The organism is Mucilaginibacter limnophilus, from assembly GCF_004005815.1.
Classification (GTDB): domain Bacteria; phylum Bacteroidota; class Bacteroidia; order Sphingobacteriales; family Sphingobacteriaceae; genus Mucilaginibacter; species Mucilaginibacter limnophilus.
The window spans coordinates 902,265-926,279 of the sequence record NZ_SACK01000001.1 but is presented as its reverse complement, the minus strand read 5'-3'; the positions used below and the strand labels follow the sequence as shown (position 1 = coordinate 926,279).

Annotated in this window: 19 protein-coding genes; 7 read left to right on the top strand and 12 right to left on the bottom strand. The window is 42.0% G+C overall.

Annotation, left to right across the window (positions count from 1 at the left end; all coding sequences use genetic code 11):
- Entirely contained in the window at positions 1–1,257 is a 1,257-nt protein-coding gene (locus tag EOD41_RS03805) for an aspartate kinase (protein ID WP_127703433.1), read from the top strand.
- Positions 1,258–1,288: 31 nt separating this feature from the next.
- A complete protein-coding gene (locus EOD41_RS03800) occupies positions 1,289–1,831 on the top strand; it encodes a YcxB family protein (protein WP_127703432.1) in 543 nt (180 codons plus the stop codon).
- 43 nt (positions 1,832–1,874) lie between these two features.
- Here EOD41_RS03800 and EOD41_RS03790 read toward each other — a convergent pair whose 3' ends face one another.
- Positions 1,875–2,348, bottom strand: coding sequence for a DUF4920 domain-containing protein (locus EOD41_RS03790; protein WP_127703431.1), 474 nt, complete (start codon positions 2,346–2,348; stop codon positions 1,875–1,877).
- Positions 2,349–2,427: 79 nt separating this feature from the next.
- On the opposite strand from EOD41_RS03790, the gene EOD41_RS03785 reads away from it, so the two are divergent.
- The 3 genes from EOD41_RS03785 to EOD41_RS03775 all read left to right on the top strand — a co-directional run bounded on the left by EOD41_RS03785 (position 2,428) and on the right by EOD41_RS03775 (position 4,410).
- Positions 2,428–3,306 (top strand): YitT family protein, encoded by an 879-nt coding sequence (locus tag EOD41_RS03785; RefSeq protein WP_127703430.1) that lies wholly within the window; start codon positions 2,428–2,430, stop codon positions 3,304–3,306.
- 2 nt (positions 3,307–3,308) lie between these two features.
- A complete protein-coding gene (locus tag EOD41_RS03780) occupies positions 3,309–3,884 on the top strand; it encodes a Crp/Fnr family transcriptional regulator (protein WP_240663168.1) in 576 nt (191 codons plus the stop codon).
- A 70-nt stretch (positions 3,885–3,954) separates the two neighbouring features.
- Positions 3,955–4,410 (top strand): carboxymuconolactone decarboxylase family protein, encoded by a 456-nt coding sequence (locus EOD41_RS03775; protein WP_127703429.1) that lies wholly within the window; start codon positions 3,955–3,957, stop codon positions 4,408–4,410.
- A 65-nt stretch (positions 4,411–4,475) separates the two neighbouring features.
- Here the strand turns inward: EOD41_RS03775 and EOD41_RS03770 are convergent, their stop codons facing one another.
- From EOD41_RS03770 to EOD41_RS03750, 5 genes are all read right to left on the bottom strand, one after another.
- Positions 4,476–4,658, bottom strand: coding sequence for a hypothetical protein (locus EOD41_RS03770; protein ID WP_127703428.1), 183 nt, complete (start codon positions 4,656–4,658; stop codon positions 4,476–4,478).
- Positions 4,659–4,723: 65 nt separating this feature from the next.
- Positions 4,724–7,453, bottom strand: coding sequence for a PQQ-dependent sugar dehydrogenase (locus EOD41_RS03765; RefSeq protein ID WP_127703427.1), 2,730 nt, complete (start codon positions 7,451–7,453; stop codon positions 4,724–4,726).
- A gap of 62 nt (positions 7,454–7,515) precedes the next feature.
- Complete coding sequence (locus EOD41_RS03760; protein WP_127703426.1) at positions 7,516–8,604, bottom strand: AI-2E family transporter; 1,089 nt, start codon at positions 8,602–8,604, stop codon at positions 7,516–7,518.
- A 49-nt stretch (positions 8,605–8,653) separates the two neighbouring features.
- A complete protein-coding gene (locus EOD41_RS03755; protein ID WP_127703425.1) occupies positions 8,654–8,887 on the bottom strand; it encodes a hypothetical protein in 234 nt (77 codons plus the stop codon).
- A 90-nt stretch (positions 8,888–8,977) separates the two neighbouring features.
- Complete coding sequence (locus EOD41_RS03750; RefSeq protein ID WP_127703424.1) at positions 8,978–10,093, bottom strand: Gfo/Idh/MocA family protein; 1,116 nt, start codon at positions 10,091–10,093, stop codon at positions 8,978–8,980.
- Positions 10,094–10,250: 157 nt separating this feature from the next.
- Here EOD41_RS03750 and hutH point away from each other — a divergent pair, with 157 nt between their 5' ends.
- The gene (hutH, locus tag EOD41_RS03745; protein ID WP_127703423.1) at positions 10,251–11,798 is read left to right on the top strand and encodes a histidine ammonia-lyase; all 1,548 of its coding nucleotides are present in this window, start codon (positions 10,251–10,253) and stop codon (positions 11,796–11,798) included.
- A 63-nt stretch (positions 11,799–11,861) separates the two neighbouring features.
- On the opposite strand, the gene EOD41_RS03740 is transcribed toward hutH, so the two are convergent.
- The 6 genes from EOD41_RS03740 to EOD41_RS03715 form a co-directional block, all read right to left on the bottom strand.
- Positions 11,862–13,253: an alpha-amylase family glycosyl hydrolase gene (locus tag EOD41_RS03740; protein WP_240663165.1), complete on the bottom strand. Its 1,392-nt coding sequence runs from the start codon at positions 13,251–13,253 to the stop codon at positions 11,862–11,864.
- Between the two features lie 36 nt (positions 13,254–13,289).
- Positions 13,290–15,743: a glycoside hydrolase family 31 protein gene (locus tag EOD41_RS03735; protein WP_127703421.1), complete on the bottom strand. Its 2,454-nt coding sequence runs from the start codon at positions 15,741–15,743 to the stop codon at positions 13,290–13,292.
- Positions 15,744–15,793: 50 nt separating this feature from the next.
- Positions 15,794–16,840: a SusE domain-containing protein gene (locus EOD41_RS03730; protein WP_127703420.1), complete on the bottom strand. Its 1,047-nt coding sequence runs from the start codon at positions 16,838–16,840 to the stop codon at positions 15,794–15,796.
- Between the two features lie 12 nt (positions 16,841–16,852).
- Complete coding sequence (locus EOD41_RS03725) at positions 16,853–18,448, bottom strand: RagB/SusD family nutrient uptake outer membrane protein (RefSeq protein ID WP_127703419.1); 1,596 nt, start codon at positions 18,446–18,448, stop codon at positions 16,853–16,855.
- A gap of 18 nt (positions 18,449–18,466) precedes the next feature.
- Positions 18,467–21,436, bottom strand: coding sequence for a SusC/RagA family TonB-linked outer membrane protein (locus tag EOD41_RS03720; protein ID WP_127703418.1), 2,970 nt, complete (start codon positions 21,434–21,436; stop codon positions 18,467–18,469).
- 214 nt (positions 21,437–21,650) lie between these two features.
- A complete protein-coding gene (locus EOD41_RS03715) occupies positions 21,651–23,273 on the bottom strand; it encodes a DUF6377 domain-containing protein (RefSeq protein ID WP_127703417.1) in 1,623 nt (540 codons plus the stop codon).
- Positions 23,274–23,446: 173 nt separating this feature from the next.
- Between EOD41_RS03715 and EOD41_RS03710 the strand changes: the two genes are divergently transcribed.
- Positions 23,447–24,013, top strand: a complete 567-nt coding sequence (locus EOD41_RS03710) for a gluconate 2-dehydrogenase subunit 3 family protein (RefSeq protein ID WP_127703416.1) — start codon at positions 23,447–23,449, stop codon at positions 24,011–24,013.
- Positions 24,014–24,015 lie beyond the last annotated feature (2 nt).

Here is a 24,015-nt window from a genome sequence, read left to right as displayed (position 1 = left end):
ATGCTTGTTTTTAAGTTCGGCGGCGCGTCGGTAAAAGACGCTGATGGTATTATAAATTTATCACGTATAGTAAAAGGCTATGAAAGTGACCAATTGTTGATAGTGGTATCGGCAATGGGCAAAACCACTAATGCACTTGAAAAGCTGGCAAAAGCTTATGCAGAACAATCTGACGACCTGCATGGCATCTATGAAGAAATAAAAATATATCATCATACCATCATCAGTGAGTTATTTGAAGCCGCGCATCCTGTTTTTGACGAAGTAGAAAACACTTTTGTAGAGATAGACTGGATGATTGAAGATGAGCCGCATGATGATTATGATTTTATTTATGACCAGATAGTATCTATCGGCGAACTGGTTTCGACCCGTATTGTAAATGCTTACTTACAACAAAGTGGCATTAACAGTCGCTGGATAGATGCACGTGGTTATATCCATACCGATAATACCTACCGTGAAGGTGTTGTTAACTGGGATAAAACCTGCCAAACCATTCAGCAGGATATACCTGCACTATTGGAAAAAAGCGTGCTTGTTACTCAGGGTTTTTTAGGCGGAACCTCTGAAAACTTTACCACCACCCTTGGCCGTGAAGGATCCGACTATACAGCATCCATTTTTGCCTCGTGCCTTGGCGCGCAGTCAGTGACTACATGGAAGGATGTACCCGGTATATTAAATGCCGACCCTAAATTATTTGCCGATACGGTAAAGTTTGATGAGCTGAGCTATAACGAGGCTATTGAAATGACTTATTACGGCGCTACGGTTATTCACCCGAAAACAATAAAGCCGCTGCAAAACGCCGGAATACCTTTATTTGTTAAATCGTTTACAAATCCTGCTGCTAAAGGAACTGTTATAAAAAACAACGGACAAACAAGCTTTGAAAAGCCAATTATCATTGTTAAGCAGAATCAGCTATTGATATCGGTTTCAACAAAAGATTATTCATTTGTCACCGAAGACCACCTGAGTGACATCTTCAAAATATTTGCCAAAAGCCATGTTAAAACCAATTTGATGCAAACATCGGCCTTAAGCTTTACCGTTTGTATTGATTATAATCAAGACCGCTTTGCAACGCTTTTACAAAACCTTAAAGAAAGCTTTAATGTGCGTTATAATGATAAGCTTACCCTGTTAACTGTACGACATTACAAACAGGAAGCGCTAAAGGAACTTACGGCAGATAAAGATGTATTACTTGAGCAATTGAGCAGAAATACTGCGCAGATGGTGGTTAGGTAAAGATTGTTTATTATTGCCTTATAGTTTAATTATGACCTATACCTATATACTAACAAAAGCCGACCATGTAACCTATTTGCTGCATAATGCCTCTACAAAAAAATCTGTAAAAAAACAATTGTCAAGTAGTTGGGCATGGATAAGCTTAGCATTTACATTGATAGGTATTTTGTTTTATTTAAGCCAAGATACTGCATTAGCTATTACTTTCTTTGGTATAGCAATTACGGCATTTCTGTTTTATCCTTATTATTTAAAACAGAGATATGTAAAACATTACACAAAACACGTTAATGAAGTTTATAAAGATAAAGATGCAACTTCTGTTTACATGGAAATTACAGATGATGAACTTATCGCTGGCACGGATAAAGGTGAATCAAAAATACGTTTGTCGGCAATTGAGAACATTGCTGAAACCGGACAGCATTTGTTTGTTTACATCAGCGGTGGCCAGGGATTGATTATACCAAAAACAATCCCTGATTTTAATGCTATAAAAAGTGATATGGAAAGCATTGCAAAAAGACTTAAAATACCATATCAAACAGACTTGGAATGGCGTTGGAAATGACAAAAAGCCCTGCAACTGCAGGACCTTTTGTTGAAAATTTTTATTAATCCATTACCAATACACCATCAGCCATAATTTGAATATCCTTTTTTGGCTGGGTGATCTTAGCTATTTCTTCTTTGCTTTTACCGGCATCGGCAGCAAAGTGCTGTAAGCGTTCAACCGGGATAGTTTTTACTGTGGCGGTGCCCTCAACCACAACGGTTTTGCCAACTATGTTTTGTGGCATAAAAAAAGCATAATCAGTAAAGCGCACCATAATTGGCGAACCGGTGGTTTGTAGTGTCATGAAACAGCCTTTCTTTTTACAAACCTCAACCACTTTCCCGGTAATCTTGCCTTTGTAAACTGAATCTTTACCAAGTTTGGTGTTCAAATCGGTTAATTGTAAGGCTCTATCGGCGGTTACCTTGTCGCCGTAAGTAACTCCGGGTGCTGCCGGCGTGATATCATCGTTCTGGGCAAAAGCGGCTATTGTAATAGTGAGGCAGGTAAACAGTAAAATCAATCGTTTCATAAGCTTTTAGTTATCAGTTACATGGCAAAAGTAACAAATTAAAAGCCACTTTTTTAAGCTTCAAAAGTTATATTTGGTTATGAAGAAAAAATCAACGCTTACCACACGAACCATTTTTTCCAATTCCATACAGATCGTATTGGGTATATTATCAGCCCTGTTTGGCTTAAAAGGTTTCCTGCTTTCGAGCCACTTTATCGACGGCGGTGTAACAGGCGTTTCAATGTTGCTATCAACCATATTTAATATTCCGATATCGATATCAATATTTGTAATCAACGTGCCTTTTTTATGGCTTGGCTATAATAAACTGGGCACATTATTCGCCATTAAAAGTTTTAGCGCCATAGCAGGTTTAGCCCTTGCACTGGCTTTTATTAACGTCCCGGATGTAACTTCAGATAAGCTGCTTACAGCAGTATTCGGCGGAATATTTATTGGCGTAGGTATCGCGTTGGCCATACGTGGCGGCGCTGTTTTAGATGGTACGGAAATAGCTGCTTTACTGGTTAGTAAAAAAGCGCAAATTGTTAAAGTAAGCGACGTTATTTTAATGCTTAATGTATTGATATTCGGTACCGCTGCATTCTTTTTAGGCATTGAACGGGCCTTGTATTCAGTACTCACCTACCTGGCCGCCTCAAAAATGATCGACTTTATTTTAAACGGTATTGAGCAATATACAGGCATCACGGTAATCTCCACCAAAAGTGAGTTGATCCGCCGGATTATTACCCATCAGTTGGGTCGCGGTGTAACCATTTACCAGGGCAAAAGCGGTTATGGCAAAGACGGTGAAATAAACGATACACGCGATATTGTATTCACTGTGGCAACACGGCTTGAGGTGCCATCTATCAGGCAGGTAATACTTGAGGTTGATCCTAAAGCATTTATAGTATTGCAGAGTATTGAAGATACCACAGGCGGCCTGCTAAAACGTAAAGGTTTGCATTAACCATGATGTATCCCGAACTTGTTGCACATATCAGGCGGTTTATTGAGTTTTCTGAGGAAGATGCTGAAAAACTTGCCAACTGCTTTATACCAGTAAAACCTAAAAAGAAAGAACTATTACTTGAGCCCGGCAAGTTATGCAAGGGCAACTACTTTGTGATTAAAGGGTGCATGCGCCTGTATTTTGTAAACGATAAACTTACGGAACAGATAACTCAATTCGGCATTGAGAACTGGTGGATAGCTGATAATGACAGTCTGCTAAGCAGAAAGCCATCACGTTATTATTTGCAGGCGCTTGAAGACAGTGAATTGTTGTTACTTACACCACAAAATCACAATAAGCTTTTAACCCCGCTGCCCAACTTTGAAACGTACCTTCGTATTATGTACGAAAAGGCGCTGGTAGCTTCTCAACGGCGTGTCGAATTCATTTTGTGCCTCACAGACGAAGAACGTTACCGCATGTTCAGTGAGCTAAACCCGGCTTTCATTCAGCGTGTACCACAGTACATGCTGGCATCATATCTCGGCTTTACACCTCAGTTTCTCAGCAGGATCAGGGCTAAAAAAGCTTGATTTCTTAAACTCAGTTCATTTTTTGAGGGGTGTTAGGTGTGCAACTTTGTGATATAAAATTTCAAATATCATGAGCAACAGAATTAACATCCAAAAAACTACTCCAGGAGCTTATAAGGCATTTTTTCAACTAAGCAATTATGTACACAGCACCGGCTTAAACCAAATTCATTTTGATCTTATAAACATACGTGCATCGCAAATTAATGGCTGTGCTTTTTGTTTGGATATGCATACCCAAGAAGCCCTTGCCCATGGCGAAAATCAACAACGCATCTTTACTCTTGACGCCTGGGATGAAACTAATTTTTTCGATGAAAAAGAACGCGCTATTTTAAAATTGACAGAAGAGGTGACGCGGATATCTAACCGAGTATCTGACGCTACTTATAAACAGGCAGCAGAATTGTTTGGTGATGAATATTTATCGCACATTATTGTAGCAATAATAGCCATTAATGCATGGAACCGCATGGCCATTACTACGCAAATGCAGCCGGTTTTAAAAGCGGCCGCAACTGTTTAACACGCCATTAGCAATAAAAAAAGCAGGACTTACAAGTCCTGCTTTTTTTATTTGTAACCAGATGTTTACGACTTCTTATTGTCGTGTTTACGGTTATTGTCACGGTTTGATGTTTGATCTGACCGCTGGCCACCGCCGTTTGATATTCCTTTTGACTTGGTATCTTCCCGAAGATTATTGAAAGCCCTGTCGGCAGTTGAACTTCCCTGGAAGTTACCACTGCTTTTAAAATCATTTTCCTTTTTCATAATGATAGATTTAAACAGATGCGTAAGCATCTCGCTGAAAACTATCAATAACCATACCGCAACGGTTATTTGCCTGCAAACAACACGTTATCGATGTACATCAGATTTTCGGCGTTAACAGTACCGGTAAATACCAAATACAAATTTTGCCTGCCTGCAGTTGGCGGAATATCCACATTGAACAATTTTCTCTCCACTCCTTTATTTACAATTACACTACCCAGCAATGTACCGGTTGTGCCTCCAAGGCGAATCTCAATTTTGCCGCCATTGGTATTGTTAGGCGTTGATACATCCAAACCAATTTTACTGATACCTGTCAAATCGGTGTTATCAAAATGGATGCTGCCTGAATTACGGACAAATACGGCGCTTTTGTTGGCCCTTTTTTTCGTTACAGGGTAATCGCCCATTATGGTACCGCTGCATGCCTGTACAACCGGGCTTAGCAAGGTGTAAGCTTTTTCGGTATAAGCTGGTGCAACGCCAGTTACGCCTTTATCAGTATATGATGCCCTGATAACCACATTGCCATTTGTTGAGGTAGGTGTATAGCTACCTTTTGCGGCAAGGTTTTGCAGAGCTGCAGGTATCGCGTTAATATTCAATATGTAATGTACTATTGATTTAGCATCGTCTTTAGCTAACTGCGGATGTGCCGACATGTGCATTTCGCCCCAAACCCCAGTGCCGCCATTTATAATTTTTGTGGCAAGCCTTTCAACTGTTTCGTCGTCCTCTTTGTATTTCGCGGCCACATCTTTATATGATGGGCCGATGATTTTGCGGCTTACATCATGGCATGCTTTACAATCGTTTTTCAGCATTAACGCTTTGCCTGCTGCAAAACTTTCTGCTGTTGGCGGCGCTTTGTGTCCCAACGTTTCCTCGGCTTCAACGCCCATATAGCTGATATTTACTTTAAGTTTTGATGCCGGTATTTTACCGCCCGGAATTACGCCATCTTCACGGTCGCGCATTACAACGCTATAATTAAACGGCTTGTCAGGAAAATAAAATTGCTGGTTTCCTGCCACATTGATATTAATAACCGGCGGCTCGTTTCCTGCTTTAACAGCGATGGTTTTTGATGATACTGCACCCTGCGCATCGGTAACAGTCAAAGTAGCTTTGTAATTACCTTTCAGCTTAAATGTATAAGATGCTACTTTACCAGTAAGTGTAGCAAGCTTTTTACCCGCTTTATTTACGATACTCCATTTATAGCTTAGCTGGTCATTATCTGAATCGGTAGTACCATCGGCCGACAGCTTTACTTTTAATGGTAGCGCTCCGGCAGGCTTGTCGGCCCTGGCAACAACGGTTGGTTTGCGGTTGCCGCCATTGTAGGTTATATGCACCAATTGCGCGTCGTTATTTTGGGTGAACCAGCCCTGGCCATATTCCAGGATATACATATCTCCGTCAGGACCGAATTTCAGGTCCATGGGGTGGCTAAAGCTCATCCCCGGCAGGAACTTTTCCATTGATTGATAATTACCATCCTTATCCATGGTAACGGCTATTATCCAATCGCGCAGCCATTCAAAAATAAACAGCTTACCGTTGTAATAATTCGGAAAGCGTTTGCCAGCAGGATAGTCATCGGCGTAATAAATTGGCCCTACCATTGCCGAGCGCCCGCCGGTACCCAGTAAAGGGAACTCCGGTGAAATATCATAAGGATACCATATAAACGACCTTTGTGTTGGCGGCAATTTGGTTAACCCCGTATTATTTGGCGATGTATTTACAGGGTGTTCAGGATCAAATAGCGGCCCTGAAGTGTTGGTTGCAAAATCAAATTTATTATAAGGCTTATTATCTGCCTGGAAGTATGGCCAGCCAAAAAATCCCGGTTTCTTTGTACGATTATATTCATCGTATGATTTTGGGCCCCTGCCCGGTTCATCCTTACTTGCATCAGGTCCAACCTCACCCCAATACAAATAACCACTCCGTTTATCCAGAAAAAGCGAATACGGGTTACGTATGCCCATCACATATATTTCCGGCTTGGTTTTCTCTGTTCCTTTGGGAAAAAGGTTTCCTTCGGGTACAGTGTAAGTACCATCCGGTTCGGGATGTATTCTTAATATCTTACCACGCAGATCATTAGTGTTGCCGGATGTACGTTGCGCATCCCACGGCTCGCGGCCCGCCCGTTCGTCGGCCGGACTGTAAGGCGTGGCCTTTGAACTGGTGTTATCACCCGTGGTTAGATAAAGGTTGTTACTTTCATCAAAAGCCATTTTACCCCCTGTATGGCAGCATTGTTCACGCTGTACAGGTACCTCAAGTAGTACTTTTTTTGACGATAAAATCAATTTATCATCGATAAACTCGTAACGCGTTAGTATGTTCTTTGCCTCGTCGCCTGCTTCAGAATAATATAAATACAGCCAGTGATTCTTATCGAAATCGGGGTCGGTTACAACGCCTAAAAGTCCGTCTTCAGCTTCACTTATTTTGCCGTTACGGTCTTTATACTTAGTACTTACCGGGATGGTCGCTATTATAGTTGTCGCCTTAGTAGCCGGATCATATAATTTTATATTTCCCTTACGCTCGATAAACAGCACCTTTTGGTCTTTAAGAATAAGCATTTGCAAAGGCTCGTCAAGCTTTTCAGATAATACCGTTTTTGTATAGCGGTTTTGCTCGGTGTCAGCAGCGGCGGTAAATTTCAGATTGTCAACTATACCGTGGTTCTTGTTAACCAGCGATGACAGCATTATAAGACTTACACCTGCCCCTAAAAGTGCCGGTATTTTGGTAATAATTGTTTTATACATTGATAGTTATCAGAGATATTTTTTACAAAATTAGAGGCAGTTAATTTAAGATAAAATCCGGGTTATTTCTTACTGAAAAAACCTTTTAGCTTATCTATTACTCCGGTGTTCTGCTTTCTACTCTGCGAACCTATCAAAAATCCGTAAGGTTTCAAATCAGGAACGTTATCACATATAATTTTTACAATCCCTATTAGCGGGATGGCCAATATCATACCGGGCACACCCCACACCATTTCACCCAAAACAATAGCCATAATGGTGAACAATGGATTAATGCTTACCTGCTCGCCTACTACAAGCGGCTCAAGAATGTATGTTTGAACAAACTGGATTACAAAGTAGGTTGACAATACGCCTACCACCATTCCGCCATCCCCACCTTGTACAAGCACGGCCAGAACCGTTAACGATGTTCCGGTGATATTACCAACAAATGGCACTATCTCAAGTACTCCGCATAGTATGGCAAAAAATATTGCGTTTTCAACCCCTACTATGCTAAAGCCGATACCGTACATTATCCAAAGCATCACAATCATCAAACTTAAGCCGCTGAGATACTTGCGTGCCACATCGCCCGATTGATGTACTATATCCTCTGTGTTTTTCAGCTCGCTGTCGGGCACAAGCTTTAATATAAACTTTTTGATATGGCTGCGGTAGAAAAGAAACAGGTACATGTACACAACACCAAGTACAGCGTTAACTAAAACCCCCATTGCCGAACTGGCTATAGTGGCTACCATGCTACCACCTTCAACGCCGCCCGATGTTTGCTGTTGTTTCAGCAACTCATCCTGCTGCTTCATTGACAATCCTACTGTTTGGTGCACCCATCTTTTAAGGTCGACCAGTATGATGCCAATGCGCTGCTTCATCATATCAACCTTACCGGCGAACTCGCTTAACTGCATGGAAAGCAAAATCAATATGACGCTTACAGAAGCTAACAGGATGAAAACAGAAATCAATGCCGAGAGGGCCCTGTTAATGCCTTTGCTTTCTAAATAATTACTAATGCCAATAAAAAGCATAGCAAATACTCCTGAAATAACTATCGGTACCAAAAACTCTTTGGCAAAGTACATCCCGGCAAAAATCAGGAACAGGAACAGCAATACCAATACACTACGTTGAAGTTTAGCCATATTCGCCGAAACAACAATAAGTTGCGGTTAAAGTTTAGGTTGATGTGATTTAGTGTACACCTGCTTCTATGCGTCGTGATATCTCATCAAGCATTTCGGGGTCGCTAAGTCGCCTTTCAAGATCGGCTAACACGTGTTTACTATTGTACGATAAAAGTGCAAAATGCTGCTCGTTTATATGTACATCAAAATTATTACCATCCGGAATTACCTTAACAAAGGCCGGTGCTCCCCAATATTTGGTCGCAAACATAATGGGAGCGCTATCTGCACTCGTATTCATATATTTTTAATGATTAGTATCATATAAAACACCACAATTTATCACATTGTTTCTACACAACTAAAAATTAACTAACTGAACTACAGGCCATCAAATAATCTTCTCTTTTTTACCTGATGCTATACTGCGGTAAATGGCGTCTATAATCTTCATATCTTTCACTCCTTCTTCGCCCGGCACGCGTGTAGGCTTTTTATTCAATACACACAACGCAAAGTCATCCATCTGTGCGGCCTGCTGGTTGATTTGCGGAAAAGGCATCGGCCCTTCCGGTGTAAAGCCTTTTATACCACCATAACCAAACGCAGGTTCAAGCCCAAACTCACCCTTTTGTGCCATTACCTTCAGATAGCCCCAATCATTATTATAGCTTGACTTTCCTTTTGTTTTCAACCCTCCAGGAAACTCCAGTTCCCAGTGTATGGTTTCATCAACATCCTTGAATAACTCGGGCTTTGTTTTCTGCTCAGTAGCGGTAACAAACAACGGCTCCATACCCGTGCTGTACCTTGAACCCTGTATTGAATAAACGCCCATATCCATCAGCGCGCCGCCACCGGCAAGCGCCTTTTTCAACCGCCAAGCGTTAGGGTCGCCATCGTACACAAAACCATTTCCGGTATCTAAACCCGTTATCTGGCCGTAAACCTTTTTCTGCCCTAAACGCATAATTTCTTGCGTATGCGGTTCAAAATGCAAACGATAACCTATAGAGAGCATTCTGTTCGCATTTTTACAGGCGGCAATCATTTCATTACATTCCGAGGCATTTAGTGCCATTGGCTTTTCACATATCACATGTTTGCCGGCCTTCGCCGCGCGTATGGTATATTCTTTATGCATTGATACCGGCAGCACTACATAAACAATGTCAATTGCCGGGTTTTTGGCTATGGTATCAAAATTATCATAGTTGTATATGTTTCCGTCAGGAATGTTGTACTTTTTCGCCCAGTCATCAGCCTTTGATGGCGTACCCGTTACTATACCAGCCAGGTAGCAATGTTTTGTTTGCTGTAATGCCGGCGCAAGTTGCCCCCCAGCATAGCCACCCAACCCTACCAGGGCAATACCAAGCTTTTTATCCTTAGCTGAAGGAGTACAAGCAGCCAGCGATTTAAATACAGGAGCAAAGGCTAATGCGCCCGCGCCATAAGATACATGCCTCAGGAAATCCCGACGGCTTTTTGAATTGATGCTTTTCATAAGGTGATGTTTTGATAAAACAAGATAGCGATATCAGCTTAAAAATCAACATCTTTTATAAGAATTATTGAAGTGTAAAATTTACCGCAGTAACTGTTAACTTTGCTTAAAATACAGCCTTCAGGACGGCTGTATCTATATATAAACTTGACCTCAATTGAAACCATCTTTTTTATACGGAAGCGACTTGCTTACGGCCGCTAAAGCTATTTCACTAAGCCGGGGTGAATTACAAGGAGTAATTGACCCTGAGACACTCGAACGCGTTAATAAAAGCAGCGCGATTGTTGGACAGATCGTCGCCTCAGACAAAGTGGTATACGGAATAAATACGGGTTTTGGCCCGCTGTGTACCACCAGGATTTCGGCAGAAGACACGACCAAACTTCAGGAAAACTTACTAAAAAGCCATGCGGTAGGCGTTGGGCAGCCAATTGAAAAAAGCCTGGCTAAACTGATGCTTGTATTGAAAGTGCATGCGCTGGCCAAAGGATATTCAGGTATTACCGAGAATACTCTTCTACGCATACTATGGCATATTGATAACAATATTATCCCGGTTGTACCTTCACAAGGTTCGGTTGGCGCCTCGGGCGACCTTGCTCCACTTTCTCATTTGTTTTTGCCGCTTATAGGCTTAGGTAAAGTTTATCACAAAAACAGGGTTGAAGAAACAGGCGCTGTTTTGCAGCAGTTGAATATCCGGCCAATTACCCTATCAGCCAAAGAAGGATTAGCGCTTATTAACGGCACACAGTTTATTGCGGCGCACGCTGTGTATGCGGTGCAACAAATGCAAAACCTGCTTGACAATGCCGATATAACCGGCGCGCTGATGATTGAAGGGCTGCTTGGCTCAGTCAAACCCTTCCATCCCGACCTGCATAAACTTCGTGCGTACAGCGGCAGTATGCATGTAGCAAATACCATTTATACGCTGTTGTCTGACTCAGAGATCAATACTTCGCACGCAGATTGCACACGTGTGCAGGATCCTTACTCGCTGCGTTGCATACCACAGGTACATGGCGCTGCCCGTTCCACGTGGATGCACCTGAAAGAACAGGTTGAGATAGAGATCAATTCAGTAACAGATAATCCGGTAATTATTAACAACGAATTGACCATTAGCGGCGGCAATTTTCATGGCGAACCGCTGGCTTTGCCATTGGATTACGCCTGCCTTGCGGTATCGGAGTTAGGCAATATATCCGACAGACGCGTGTATCTATCGTTAGAAGGGACTGTGCCGAACGTACCTAAACTGCTGATGAAAGAAACCGGGTTGAACTCCGGCTTTATGATCGTCCAGTACACATCAGCGGCTTTGGCCAGCGAAAATAAAGGCTTATGCTTCCCTGCAAGTGCCGACAGCATTCCAACATCACTTGGCCAGGAAGATCACGTAAGTATGGGCTCGATAAGCGGCCGCAAACTGTTACAGGTAATCGCCAATACTGAGAAGATATTGGGTATTGAACTGTTATGCGCCGCACAGGCGGTTGACTTTCATGCGCCGTTAAAATCCGGCAAAGCATTACAGGCAATTCACAATCATGTGCGTAGGCTTATCCCTTATATCGAGCATGACCAGGTACTGCTGGATATATTAGAAAAGGCTATCAGCATTATTAGAAGCGGCGAATTACCGCGATTAGTTAAACAATACACCGGCTTCTATAATCAGACATTCGACGGATTTTAATAAAAAAGCGTCCCCTCACTCAGGGGACGCTTGATTAACCAAAAGAATGAAAAAATAGTCGCGCTATTTTTTCAGTATGATATACTCATAAGGCTGTAACGTTTTTGTGGTGCCAAGTGTAACATCAGCATTGTTAAAACCGTGTTTCCAGGTAGTATTTTGTAATCCGGCAGGGATATCGTAAGTAACTACCGAGTTTTTAGCATTTACAGCAATAAACACTTCTTCGTTTCCTGCTTTTTTGCTGAATGCGATGATATTAGTATTTGGAAACGTTGTTAACACACCAGTTTTAATCGCTTCGCTTGATTTGCGCAACGCAAGAATATTTTTGTACTCGGCTGTCATATCCGGGTTGGTCGACCAATCGATAGGATCTTTCTTAAAGAAGTCGATCTTTTTGGGGCTGCCTACCTCTTGTCCGTTATAAATGAGCGGCACACCGTTCATATAAGCGGCAAGTACAAATGCAGCCAGCGATCCCTGTTTACCTTTGTAAATATCATAAGCGCTGCCATCGCTCGAGGTAACATCATGGTTGGTTATATAACGCAACTTAAACCCGTCTGCCGGTATCGCATTGTTCTCGTTTGTATTAGCTGTAAATACAGCGCTTGGCGCCTGTGTACCTGCAAAAACTCCTTTCAGCCTGTCATAAAACTCAAACCCATAATTCATTTGGAAACCGGCTGTAAACTGCTCTTTTTTACTGCCTTCACCTAATAGAATCAACTTACGGTTGTTAAATTTCTTTAATGTATCAAGCGATTGTTTCCAGAAATCGGTGGGTACAAAATCTGTCGCGTCACAACGGTAACCGTCAACATTAGCGGTTAATATCCAATATTTCATGGCGCGAATCATAGCTGTACGCATGTTTTGATTATTGTAATTCAATGCTGCAACATCGGCCCAGTTAGTACCCACAGGACTAATTATATTGCCATTAGCATCCTGCTGATACCAGGCTTTGTTGGTAATCCAGGCATTATCCCACGATGTATGGTTTGCTACCCAGTCGAGTATAACCGACATGCCACGCTTATGCGCCTCGCTTACTATAGTACGCAGGTCATCAAGATTACCGAATTCAGCGTTTACGCCCGTGTAATCTTTAACCGAATAAGGTGAGCCTAAGCCACCTGCAGACTTAACCTGCCCTACCGGGTATATCGGCATCAGCCATATAACGTTTACGCCTAAGTCTTTTATATTATCTAACCGGGCCTGTAAGCCTGCAAAGTTTGCTGTATTACTAAAAGCACGCAGGTTTACCTCATACATAACAATATCTTTAGTATCGGGCACACCGGCAAACGGTGTTCCGTAAGCCGCGGGATCTTTATAGTCATCCGTTGGCGGGGTAACCACAGGTGTTACCGGTTTAGGCGACGATGACTTTTTACAGTTTATAGCCGATACACTAATCAGCAGTAACATTAAATACGTTTTCATCCTGTTTTTTAACTGTTTTCCGTTCATACACTTATCTCAATAATTTATTTTTATAACACTATCCTCATTCTTTATCACAACATACTTTAATGTACAGCTTTCCGGCTGCTGCGGTCCAATTGTTGGGTCGGTGTTGGCTGCGGCTGCAAGCCAGAAATATCTGACGGATTTTACATCCTGCTTTTTGCCTGATGTGGTAATCGCGTTGCTATCAAACCCATGCAAAGCCAGCTTTATCAACTTAAAGTGGGTTTTATAGGTTCCTTCTGCTTTGCCAAAAATCAGTTCTTTGTTTGCCGGATTGAAGCTGATGGTACGTTTGTACAAGCCGCCTTTTTCATAAGCGTAGCTTTTGCCATCATCTTCATAATAAACAAAGCTGTTAGGCGTGTCACCATTATAAACATGTACGGTTAGGGTATCATTAGGCAGTTGTTGTGTAGTTTGCACCAGCGACTGCATCGGGATTATACTTCCGGCCTTTATATACACAGGCAACTGGCTTAGGTTAAGCTGTACAATTTTATCCTGCCCTCCTTGCTGTACCTCATCATTATACAACTCGTACCATTTTCCTGCCGGGAAGTATATCTTACCAAAGTCTTTAGTACTTTCAAACGGAGCAACCATAAAGGCATCGCCAAAAAGGTATTGGTTTTGAAATTGAGTGTCAAATATTCTCGGGTCATGTGTGTAGTTGATCGCTAATGATCGCACTACCGGTAATCCGGTTTGTGTAGCTTCGTAAAATTTCGAATACAGGTAAGGCATCAACTGATAACGCAAACTGATATAGCTGCGCGAAATATCCAGCACATCTTCGCCAAAGCTCCATGGTTCAGCCGATTTGGTGTTCAGCTGTGTATGGTTACGAAAATACGGCGTAAAGGCGCCCAGTTCCATCCAACGTGTGTACAATGCCGTTGTTGGGTTGCCTGTAAAGCCACCTATGTCCATACCTGTAAAGGCAACACCGCTCATTCCTAAGCTGCTTAAAAGCCTCACTCCTGCCAGCATGTGGTCGTCTTCGGCACGGTTATCGCCCGTCCATAATGCTGAGTAGCGTTGTAAACCTGCATAACCTGATCGGGTAAGCAAGAATGGCCTTTCCTTTAAGTGCTGACGAGCGCCTTCGTAACTTGCTCGTATCATTTGCAATCCGTAAACGTTATGCGCCTGGAGGTGATTGGCTTTTACTCCATCATAATCGAACAGCACATTGTCGGGCATTTTTTGTCCCCAGGTGGCAATCTCGTTCATATCATTCCAAATACCACTTACGCCCGACTCTGCAAAAAATTTAACCTCATTTTTCCACCACTCGCGCCCTTTTACACTGGTAAAATCAGGAAAGTTACACCAGCCCGGCCATACCTGCCCGGTATAAGGCTGTCCGTCGGGGTATTTGATATATACACTGTCGGTAAGTCCACGCTCGTAGGCACCTGCACCTTTTTCAACCTTAATACCCGGGTCGACGATAACAGTCGTTTTAAACCCAAGCCGGTTTAACTCAGCATTCATTTTTTCAGGGTCGGGAAAACGGTTTTTGTTCCAGGTAAACAGTTTATAGTTTTCCATATAATGGATATCAAGCGTAATGCCATCTGCAGGGATACGTTTTTCACGTAAAGTATTGGCGATGCGCAGCACCTCTGTGTCGGGATAATAGCTGTACCTGTTTTGCTGATAACCCAACGACCATAGCGGCGGCATCTGCATCCGTCCGGTAAGCCAGGTATATGAGCTGATGATATCAGCTAATTTTTTATGGTAGATGAAATAATAGTTCAATTCACCGCCACGCGCGCCAAATGATGAAAAGCGGTTGTTACTGGCCCCGAAATTGAAATCGGTTTGAAAAGTGTTATCTAAAAATATCCCATAATTTAGTCCATGATGTATGCCGATATAAAACGGAATACTTGAATAAAGCGGATCCTGAGTGGCAGGATAACCGAAAGTATCGGTGTTCCAGTTGGTAAAACCGCTGCCTTTACGGTCGAGATTGCCTGTTTTCTCTCCCAGCCCTACAAAATGCTCCCACTCCTGCATTTTTTTATAGCTGGTTACCGATTCGCCTGCCCATGAGGTGTTCAATCCGGTTTCATCCTGGTTGATGATTTGTCTATCAGGTGTGTAGAAAGTTATAGCGAAAGGTTTTTTCTGCACAACGGCCTTAACAGAGTCGGTTACCAGAGTAATCTGGCTGTCGTTTTGCGTAATGTCAACTTTAACCTGTTGTGGCTTACCTATAACGGCATATGAAAAATCGGCGCCTAATTGTTTTTTGTCGATACGTACCCGGATAACAGATGGCGTATAAACGCTAAGTTGCGCGCTGCCGTTTTCAAGACTTATATTAACCTGCTGACCGCTTATTGAGGCTGATGTGACATTACCAGCTTGTATAACGCCTGATTGCCCTAATGCCGTAAAAGAAACTGTTAAAAGAAAAAAATAGAGAACTGCGTGGTAATTAAATTTCATTTATAAAAAATATTGGGACAGCCGCATAACCAACTGTCCCGGTATAAAATTTAGTTTTTCACTACTGTGTAGCGATATTGCTTGTCTGTTTCCTGGCTGAAATCAAGCGTGACAGTATAGCTTCCTGCTTCGGTAATATTTATTGCGTCGTTGGTTTGTATCAATGTACCTGTTAAGGCATTGATATCTGCCGGACCGTAGTTGATATCCCATCCGTTGTTGGCGCGAAACTTTAACGCACCTGCTGTAAGGTTGGCAGTTACAGTCCAAACACCCTCGCTTTCATTATAGGTCATCGGCGTAGAGTTATCCCATGCACCGGCAGTAGCGGTACCAATAAGTCCGAATGATTCTATACGTGCGGCTGAATAAGTCAGTTCCTGAGTATTAACATTAAACTTATAGTAACCCGGCTGATCAACTTTTAAGCCGCTTGCATTACCATCTTCGGTAAGCTTACCGGGAGTGCCTGAGTCGCCATAGTTAATATGCACCCAATCAGGCGCTGAAGTAAATTTGTAATAATCGCCTATTTTCATATACACATAACCTTCATAAGTAAAGCCTTCAGCCTGACGGATGAACACAGCATTTTCCGGCTTCCATTCCTGGTATGCACCAGGCACATACAGCCTGTCGGGAGCTGTTATCTTAAACGTAGTAACTGATAGCGTAACCGGCTCTGAGTAAACGGTATCTTTTCCGCTTATTGATGCCGCTATACGTATTTGTATAGCTGATGTTTCGTTAGCCGGAGCATTCAGTGTGTTCAATAAGCCGTTATTTATATCGGTGTACGTTACAGATGCTGAATCGGCCGATGTATTACCCAGCGTGATACGCTGCGAGAAATTACTGCCAGCAATTGCAGCCTGTAGCGTGTAGTTTAGTACAGTGCTTACGCCATAATCGGCTTTTTTCCAACGAACCGATAGCTTTTCAGCTCCGTTTGTTTCGGTTATGATGATAGCCGTATTAGCAGCCGGAGTTGTAACTGCCGGCGCGCCCGGATCAGCTTTTGTAACTGCTACTATATTATCCTTTTTGCAGGAAAACATAGCCGTAGCGGCAAGTATGATAATGATTAGTTTTTTCATTTCGGTATATGATTAATAGCCCGGATTTTGTTCTAAATTGGTGTTTAACGAAAGGTCTGACGCGGGTATAGGGAACACATTAAAATGGCTGTCGGTACCTGTACCGTTCATTACGTTGCCCTTCCAGTCCCACAGTAAAGTATTGCCTGTAAACCGGCCAAAGCGTACAAGGTCTGTACGGCGGAAACCTTCCCAATACAATTCACGGCCACGCTCGTCAAGCAAAAAATCAAGCGTTAACTGACCTGAGGTAATGTTTCCGGAATTATCTCCATAAGCCCGTTCACGCAGATCGTTAACCAATTCAAGTGCTTTAGAGGCATCGCCACCTGCACCGCCGCGAACAGTAGCCTCAGCATAGTTAAGGTAGATCTCGGCCAGACGAATAAGCGGGTAATCGGTATCAACAAATGTGCTGTTTACACCAACCGCGCCATCAGACGTTACATTTTTGAACTTACCGCACAGGTAGCCTTCTAAAAACACGTTAGGATGCGTAATGGTAAGTGTTTGTCCGTCGGTATGGAATATTGCACGGCTATCGGTAGCTCCCGATGGGTCGGCAAATTTCGAGGTTACAAAAGAGGTCGTCATCCGGTTACCACCCCAACCGCCTGATGCGATGCCGTAAATATTGGCAGCATCCATTGATCCGCCAACTGCTGCGTGTATCACAAAGGTCATGTCGCCATAGCTGCGGGAGTTGGCTCCATCTGTGGCTACCGGCATTATGATTTCTTCTTTCCACTTGTGATTATCTGCTAAAAACAGTTCGGCATAATTGTCATGCAGCGAATAATTGCCTGCATTTAAAATCTCATTGCAATAGGTTATACAATCATTGTAACGTGCCTGACCGGCGTACACCTGGGCGTTAAGGTATAACCTGCTTAATATCGCCCATGCGGCTGCACGGTCGGCTCGGCCGTACTCATTAGCACCAGGATCGGCCATTTCAGGCAATATGGCTTTTAATTCGCTTTCAACGTAAGTGAATAACTCAGCACGTTTTATTTGTTTTGGCAAAAAAGCGCCCGGTTTATCGGCTTCGGTAACAAAAGGGACGTTACCAAAAAGATCCATGGCACACATGTAATAATATGCGCGTAAAAATCTTGCTTCAGCTTTGTAACGCGATACCTCGCCCTGCATACTCCCGTCGAGCTTGCTTATGTTTTCGTCAACCGCACGTATAAATTCGTTGCAATAGCTGATGTTGATGAACAGGCGCTGATACATCAACTTGATATATGAGTTTTGATCGCTCCATAAATGGCCATGATATTCAACCAAACCACCATCGCCCCAGGCATTTATACATTCGTCAGTGGTTACTTCCTGCGCTGCCCAATAGCCACGGATAAAAGCGGTTGTACCTTCATCGGGGGCCGATATTTCGGGCAACCCTGATTCACCTTTCTGACCTGTGAGTGAGAAAGTTGCATACAATTTTGCAAGAAATTGTTTAAATGCTTCAGGATTGTCAAACACCGTAGCTGATGTGATAATTTTTGGATCCTGGGGTTTAACGTCCAGGCTTTTCATACAGGATGTACCCAGTACACCCGACAGTAACATTGCTATAGTTAGTATTTTATTCAGTTTCATGTTTTCTGTTGCTAAGTGTTAAAAAGTACAGTTTAGGCCTAACTGGAATATGCGTGCCCGCGGGAAGAAGTTATTATCCAAACCGCCGCTTATCTCGGGATCCAAGCCCTTATATTTTGTAATTACAAATACATTCTGCACACCGGCGTTAAGGCGCAGCTTAAGCTTGTTAATATTAGGGAAATTGTAACCAAGATTGATGTTATCCATCCTGAAGAATGAAGCATTTTGAATGTAATAATCAGACATGTTGGTCTTAAGCGCATTCACAAACTGTGTTTCCTCAGCAGCCTTTGTCTGGTTGGCCAGGTAACCTAATGATGAGTACAGCCCTTTGTAAGTACTGCCCGATGCGGCATTATTATAGTTGTAGTTGCCGAGGCTTAATCTTCCCGAAAAACTGAAATCAAAACGTTTGTAGTTGACTCTTGAGTTGATACCCATCAACACTGTAGGGTCAGGTTTTTGATAGTAATACATATCATCGCTATTAATGATATTATCGCCATTCCGGTCAACATAAGCATCTTCAACAGGCTTGCCATTTTCATCATATATTTGTTGATATACTTTATATGATGCTCTGGAATATCCTACTTTATGGAATTGAATGTTATCAAAAGTACCGGCTATAGTTGCCCCCGTTGAAACATATACACTATTATCGTTATTCAGCGACAGATTGGTTATTTTATTCTGATTATAGCTTATATTATAACCTAACTGCCAATTAAAGTCCTTTTTTGAAACTATAACCGCATTTAGACCTAATTCCACACCATGGTTATTCATATTACCTACGTTGGTTAATATCATTGCTGAAAAATTGGTTCCTGCCGGTGCATTTAAATAGCTTAACAAGTCTTTAGTTTTACGCCAGTATAAATCCAACGAACCAGATAGTCTGCCATTAAAGAAACCGTAATCCAAACCAACGTTGGTTGTAGTAGTAGTTTCCCATCTTATATTAGAGTCATAACCATCGGGACGTATTGTGCGATAAAAGATATCACCAAACTGGTACTGCGATGTTTGGTCACCAATAGTAAATTTGGCCAGGTAGGGATAATTATTTCCATCTCCTAAATTTTGCTGGCCTGTTATGCCATAACCCACACGCAGTTTCAGATCAGATACTACATCGCTTGATTTCAAAAAATCTTCCTCTTTTAGTTTCCAGGTAACTGCACCTGCCGGGAAATATCCCCACCGGTTTTCAGGTGCCCAGCGAGATGTAGCGTCGGCGCGCATGGTAAATGTTAACAGGTATTTGTCCTGCAAGCTATAGTTTAACCTGCCGAAATATGATTTTAATACATAGTCGGTTATAAAATCATTCGGCGGCTGCGGTGTTGTCATGGCAACGTCTGACGATGTGCTATGGCCTTCTTTTTTAAAGTATGAGTATGAATAACCAGCCGTTACATCTATTGAACTTTCTATCGATTTAAGGTCTTTACGATAGTTCAGGTAAAAATCAAGCAGTTGATTGGTGGTGCTTTCGTTATAGTTGCTAATACGACCGCCTGCTACAACCGGTACATATACCCAGCTGGTATTGTCGGGCGCGTTATTATGGCCGAATGATTTACCATAATCATAACCGAGGTTAAGGTTGGCGTGCAAGTCGGTCAAAAAAGGCACTTTATAATCAAATTGAATGTTGTTAGTGGTTCTTCTAACAGTTGATTTGTTATCTGTCAGTTCTAATTGTGCAACCGGATTAGCGGTAGCAAGTGTTACCGGCGGACCATTCAGGTCGCCATCAGTTGTCCATGTAGTATATCCTCTCCAACGTGTATTGCCATTGTAAACAGGTTGAGAAGGGTCGAAACTTACCGCGTTACCTATTGCAGCCTGCTCGGCAAAGTTGTTTGTATTGTATAAACCTTTTAAATTGATGTGGATGTTCAGCGTTTTATTGAATAAACTTGGATCAAGTCCTACTGCAAGTGTTGTGCGGCTGAAGTTGTACGTTTTAAGCACCCCATCAGTATTATTGTAACCTAATGATACACGGTAAGGCAAGCTTTTGGCAGTACCCGATAAACTCAGATTATGATCCTGCCCGAATGCCTTGCGATATATCTCATCCTGCCAGTTAGTATTGGCATCACCCAGCATTGAGGTAATGGCTGTTGTGCCGCCGTAAACGCGGTTAACTACGTCTCTGAACTCGTCGCCGGTATAATTATCAACATACTTCGGTAAAACAGCCAGTGAAGTAGTTACATTATAGCGCAGCTGTGTTTGCTTGGTACCTCGTTTGGTAGTGATTTGTAACACACCGTTTGATGCCCTTGCACCATAAATAGCAGTGGCCGATGCGTCTTTAAGTACGGTAATATTCTCAATATCATCAGGGTTGATAGTTGCCAGTAAATTTGCCGAACCGCCAAGACCGGTGTTATCCAACGGCACATTATCAACAACCAGTAACGGATCGCTGCTGGCGTTTAACGAAGCTCCACCACGTATTCTTATGGTCGATGTATTACCCGGCGCCCCGCTGTTGGAGGTTATCACCACGCCCGGCAGTTTACCCACAATGGCTTCCTGAATAGAATTTACGGCTCCGCGATTAAAATCTTTAGCCGTTACTACACTTAATGAACCGGTAGCGTCACTTTTGCGTACGGTACCGTAACCAATTACAGCAACCTCGTTTAACGCTACCGATGACGGCTGTAATTGAAAGTTGACTGCCGCTCCGTTTGCTGTTGCTTGCTTTTCAAGCGGCGTATAGCCTATAAAAGATGCTGTTATAGTTTGTGTACCAGCAGGCACACCGGTTATTTTGAAATAACCGTTAACGTCGGCTGATGTACTGAGGGTAGTTCCTTTTACTATCACAGTGGCGCCTGGTAGCGGAAGATTCTTTTCATCCACTATCTGGCCCGTAATAGTGCCGGTTTGGGCAAAAACCCAATTAGAAAGAAATACAAAAAACAAAAGTAATCTGTAGCGTAAAGAGTAGATCTTTTCCATTAATTAAGCTGGTTTTAAAATTGGTTTATAAAAGGTGATGAGCACCCGCTCAATCACAAACCAAAGGAAAAGAGGTAATGCAAGAAATACAATGCAACCAAAAGCCGATATAGAAAATACAAACCGTAAAAATACTTAAATATCTATTTTTAAGTTAGTTACACACACCATAAATACACTTCGATATAGAAGTAATATTTGGTAAATAAGGGCTTTATACCGCTTCTATCTCCATTATTCGGTCTTCAAACTCGTCGTTTGGTAGCACCGATTTAGTTTTTATGCGGTTTTTGTAGGAGTAAATGGTGTTAACAGAATACCCAAGTATTTTTGAAATTCGGTCATTATCATGAATACCCATTCTTATAAGGGCGAATATGCGCAATTCAGTATTCAGCAGTTCATCTTTGGGAATCACCATCTTATCTTCAGGTTTAAATAAAGAATTAAACTTGTCGATAAAATCTGGAAACAGTCGCAGAAACACCTTGTCAAAAGTGTGGAACAATTCTGACCGCTCATTTTCAAGATTCAGGTTGTTTACCGCCTGTACAGCGTCTTCATATCGTTTGCTGGCCAGCTTCTTATCAAGTGATTTCTTAAAATTTTCCAGCTTATCAATATAAATAGAATTAATATTGAAATAATAACCGATGTATTCGTTTTTAATGGTATTAGCTACACTGAGCTTTTTGTTTACTTCCTCAAGCGTTCGGTTACTTTCCTGCAAGTTTACATTAACCTCATGAATGATCTTGTCAGCAATGCGTATTTTCTTTAACTGCCTGAAAATAATAACTGCAAATGCAATCACAGCTATAACCAGTAAAGTAATTATTGCCGAATAGATGTACAGCATTTTCTTTTGATGCTCGATCTGGCTTATCCACTGCGCTTCAATAATGGGCAGTATGCTGCTTATTTTTACCTGCCGGTGCAGCGCTCCATAAAAAGTTGCCTCGTCCATAGCCTGCTTAATATAAATGTAAGCATGCTCTATATCGCCTTTTTTAAACAGGATATCAGCAAGTTTATAGCTGGCAACAGTTTCTTTGGTAGCCGACTCAATATCGGTAATCGCAGCACGTATCAGCAACTCGACCGATCTTTCGTGCGGACCCTTAGTTTCATAAATATAACTCAGGCAGCAGGCATTTATAGCAAATTGATGCGGTGTTAGTCGGGGTAGTTGTAACAGTGCCTCATAAGTTTTCTTGCCACCATTATAATTACCTGTGCGCAAGTCTTTTAAACCTTTCAACTCAAGATAGTTATATGTTCCCGGCTTGCATAATGACAAGGCCGAGTCAATACAAGCAATTCCTTTTGGATCGTATATAGCTGTATAATCACGGCTGCGGTTATAGTCGGATAAGTCGAAATAACTACGTGCTTTCAAAAAGTAATACTCCACTTTATCGCTGTCAGGTAAAGACACCGTGTTAATACTGTTAAGCGTCTCAAATGTCTCTTTGAACAATCCTGAAGATAGCAGCGTAAAGGCCATTTTCATTTTTGCCGAAGCAATTAGCTGCGGGTCGTTAAGTTTCTGTGAGGATTGCTGTAGAGCTTTTGCATAAGTGTATGATGAATCATAACTGAAGGTTTTATATTCTTCATACAAGTTCTGATAAATAGAATAACGTTCGCGGAGCTCACCGGTACTTCTTAATTGTTGATGAAGTTCATTTATGCGTTGTTGCTTTTTCTTAATATAAGCCTCTTTATTCGCAAGTACCTGGTTAAGCTTGTTGAAAAGACTGTCGTTTACCGATTGGGCATTGCCTCTGCTTAAAGCAAAAAGAAAAAACAGCAGCAAATATACCTTTAGTTTCATTGATGTTAAAACGCGAACGACGGTTTACAATTAAAGTTTAAGGCCGTAAATATAATGCAGAAGATAACATTAAAACCAAATTATTTAGTGATCATTTGAGATGATTTTTAAACTTTAATGCTTGCAAGTGTTAAGTTAATGATGTAATTTACAACACTATCAATTTATAAATCATGACCAGGAGAGAAGCTATTTCAAGGGTTTCGCTATTACTAGGCGGTGTTATAATTGGCGCTGATGCCTTTCTTACAGGATGCAAGCCATCATCAAAAACAATTTTTGAATTCACCGATAAGGATATAGCGTTGCTAAATGAGATTGCCGACACTATTCTTCCGGCTACATCAACCCCCGGGGCTAAAGACGCTAACGTGGCCCCTTTTATGGTGACTATGGTTAAAGATTGCTACAAGGAAAAAGACCAGGAGATATTGGCAGCAGGCCTTGCAAAAATTCAGGAAGCAGCCGATAATAAATACAATAAAGACTTTATGCAACTTTCTGCCGAGCAACGCACGGTGTTACTAACTGAGATTGACGTAGAGCAGCAAAAATATACTAACAACAAAAAAGAGGATGATGCACCGCATTACTTCCGCATGTATAAAGAATTAACGTTGCTGGCATATTTTACTTCAGAAAAAGGTGCTTCACAAGCTTTGAGTTATATAGCTGTTCCCGGTAAGTTTGAAGCGATAACCGAGTATAAAAAAGGCCAGCGTGCCTGGGCATTAAATTAAAC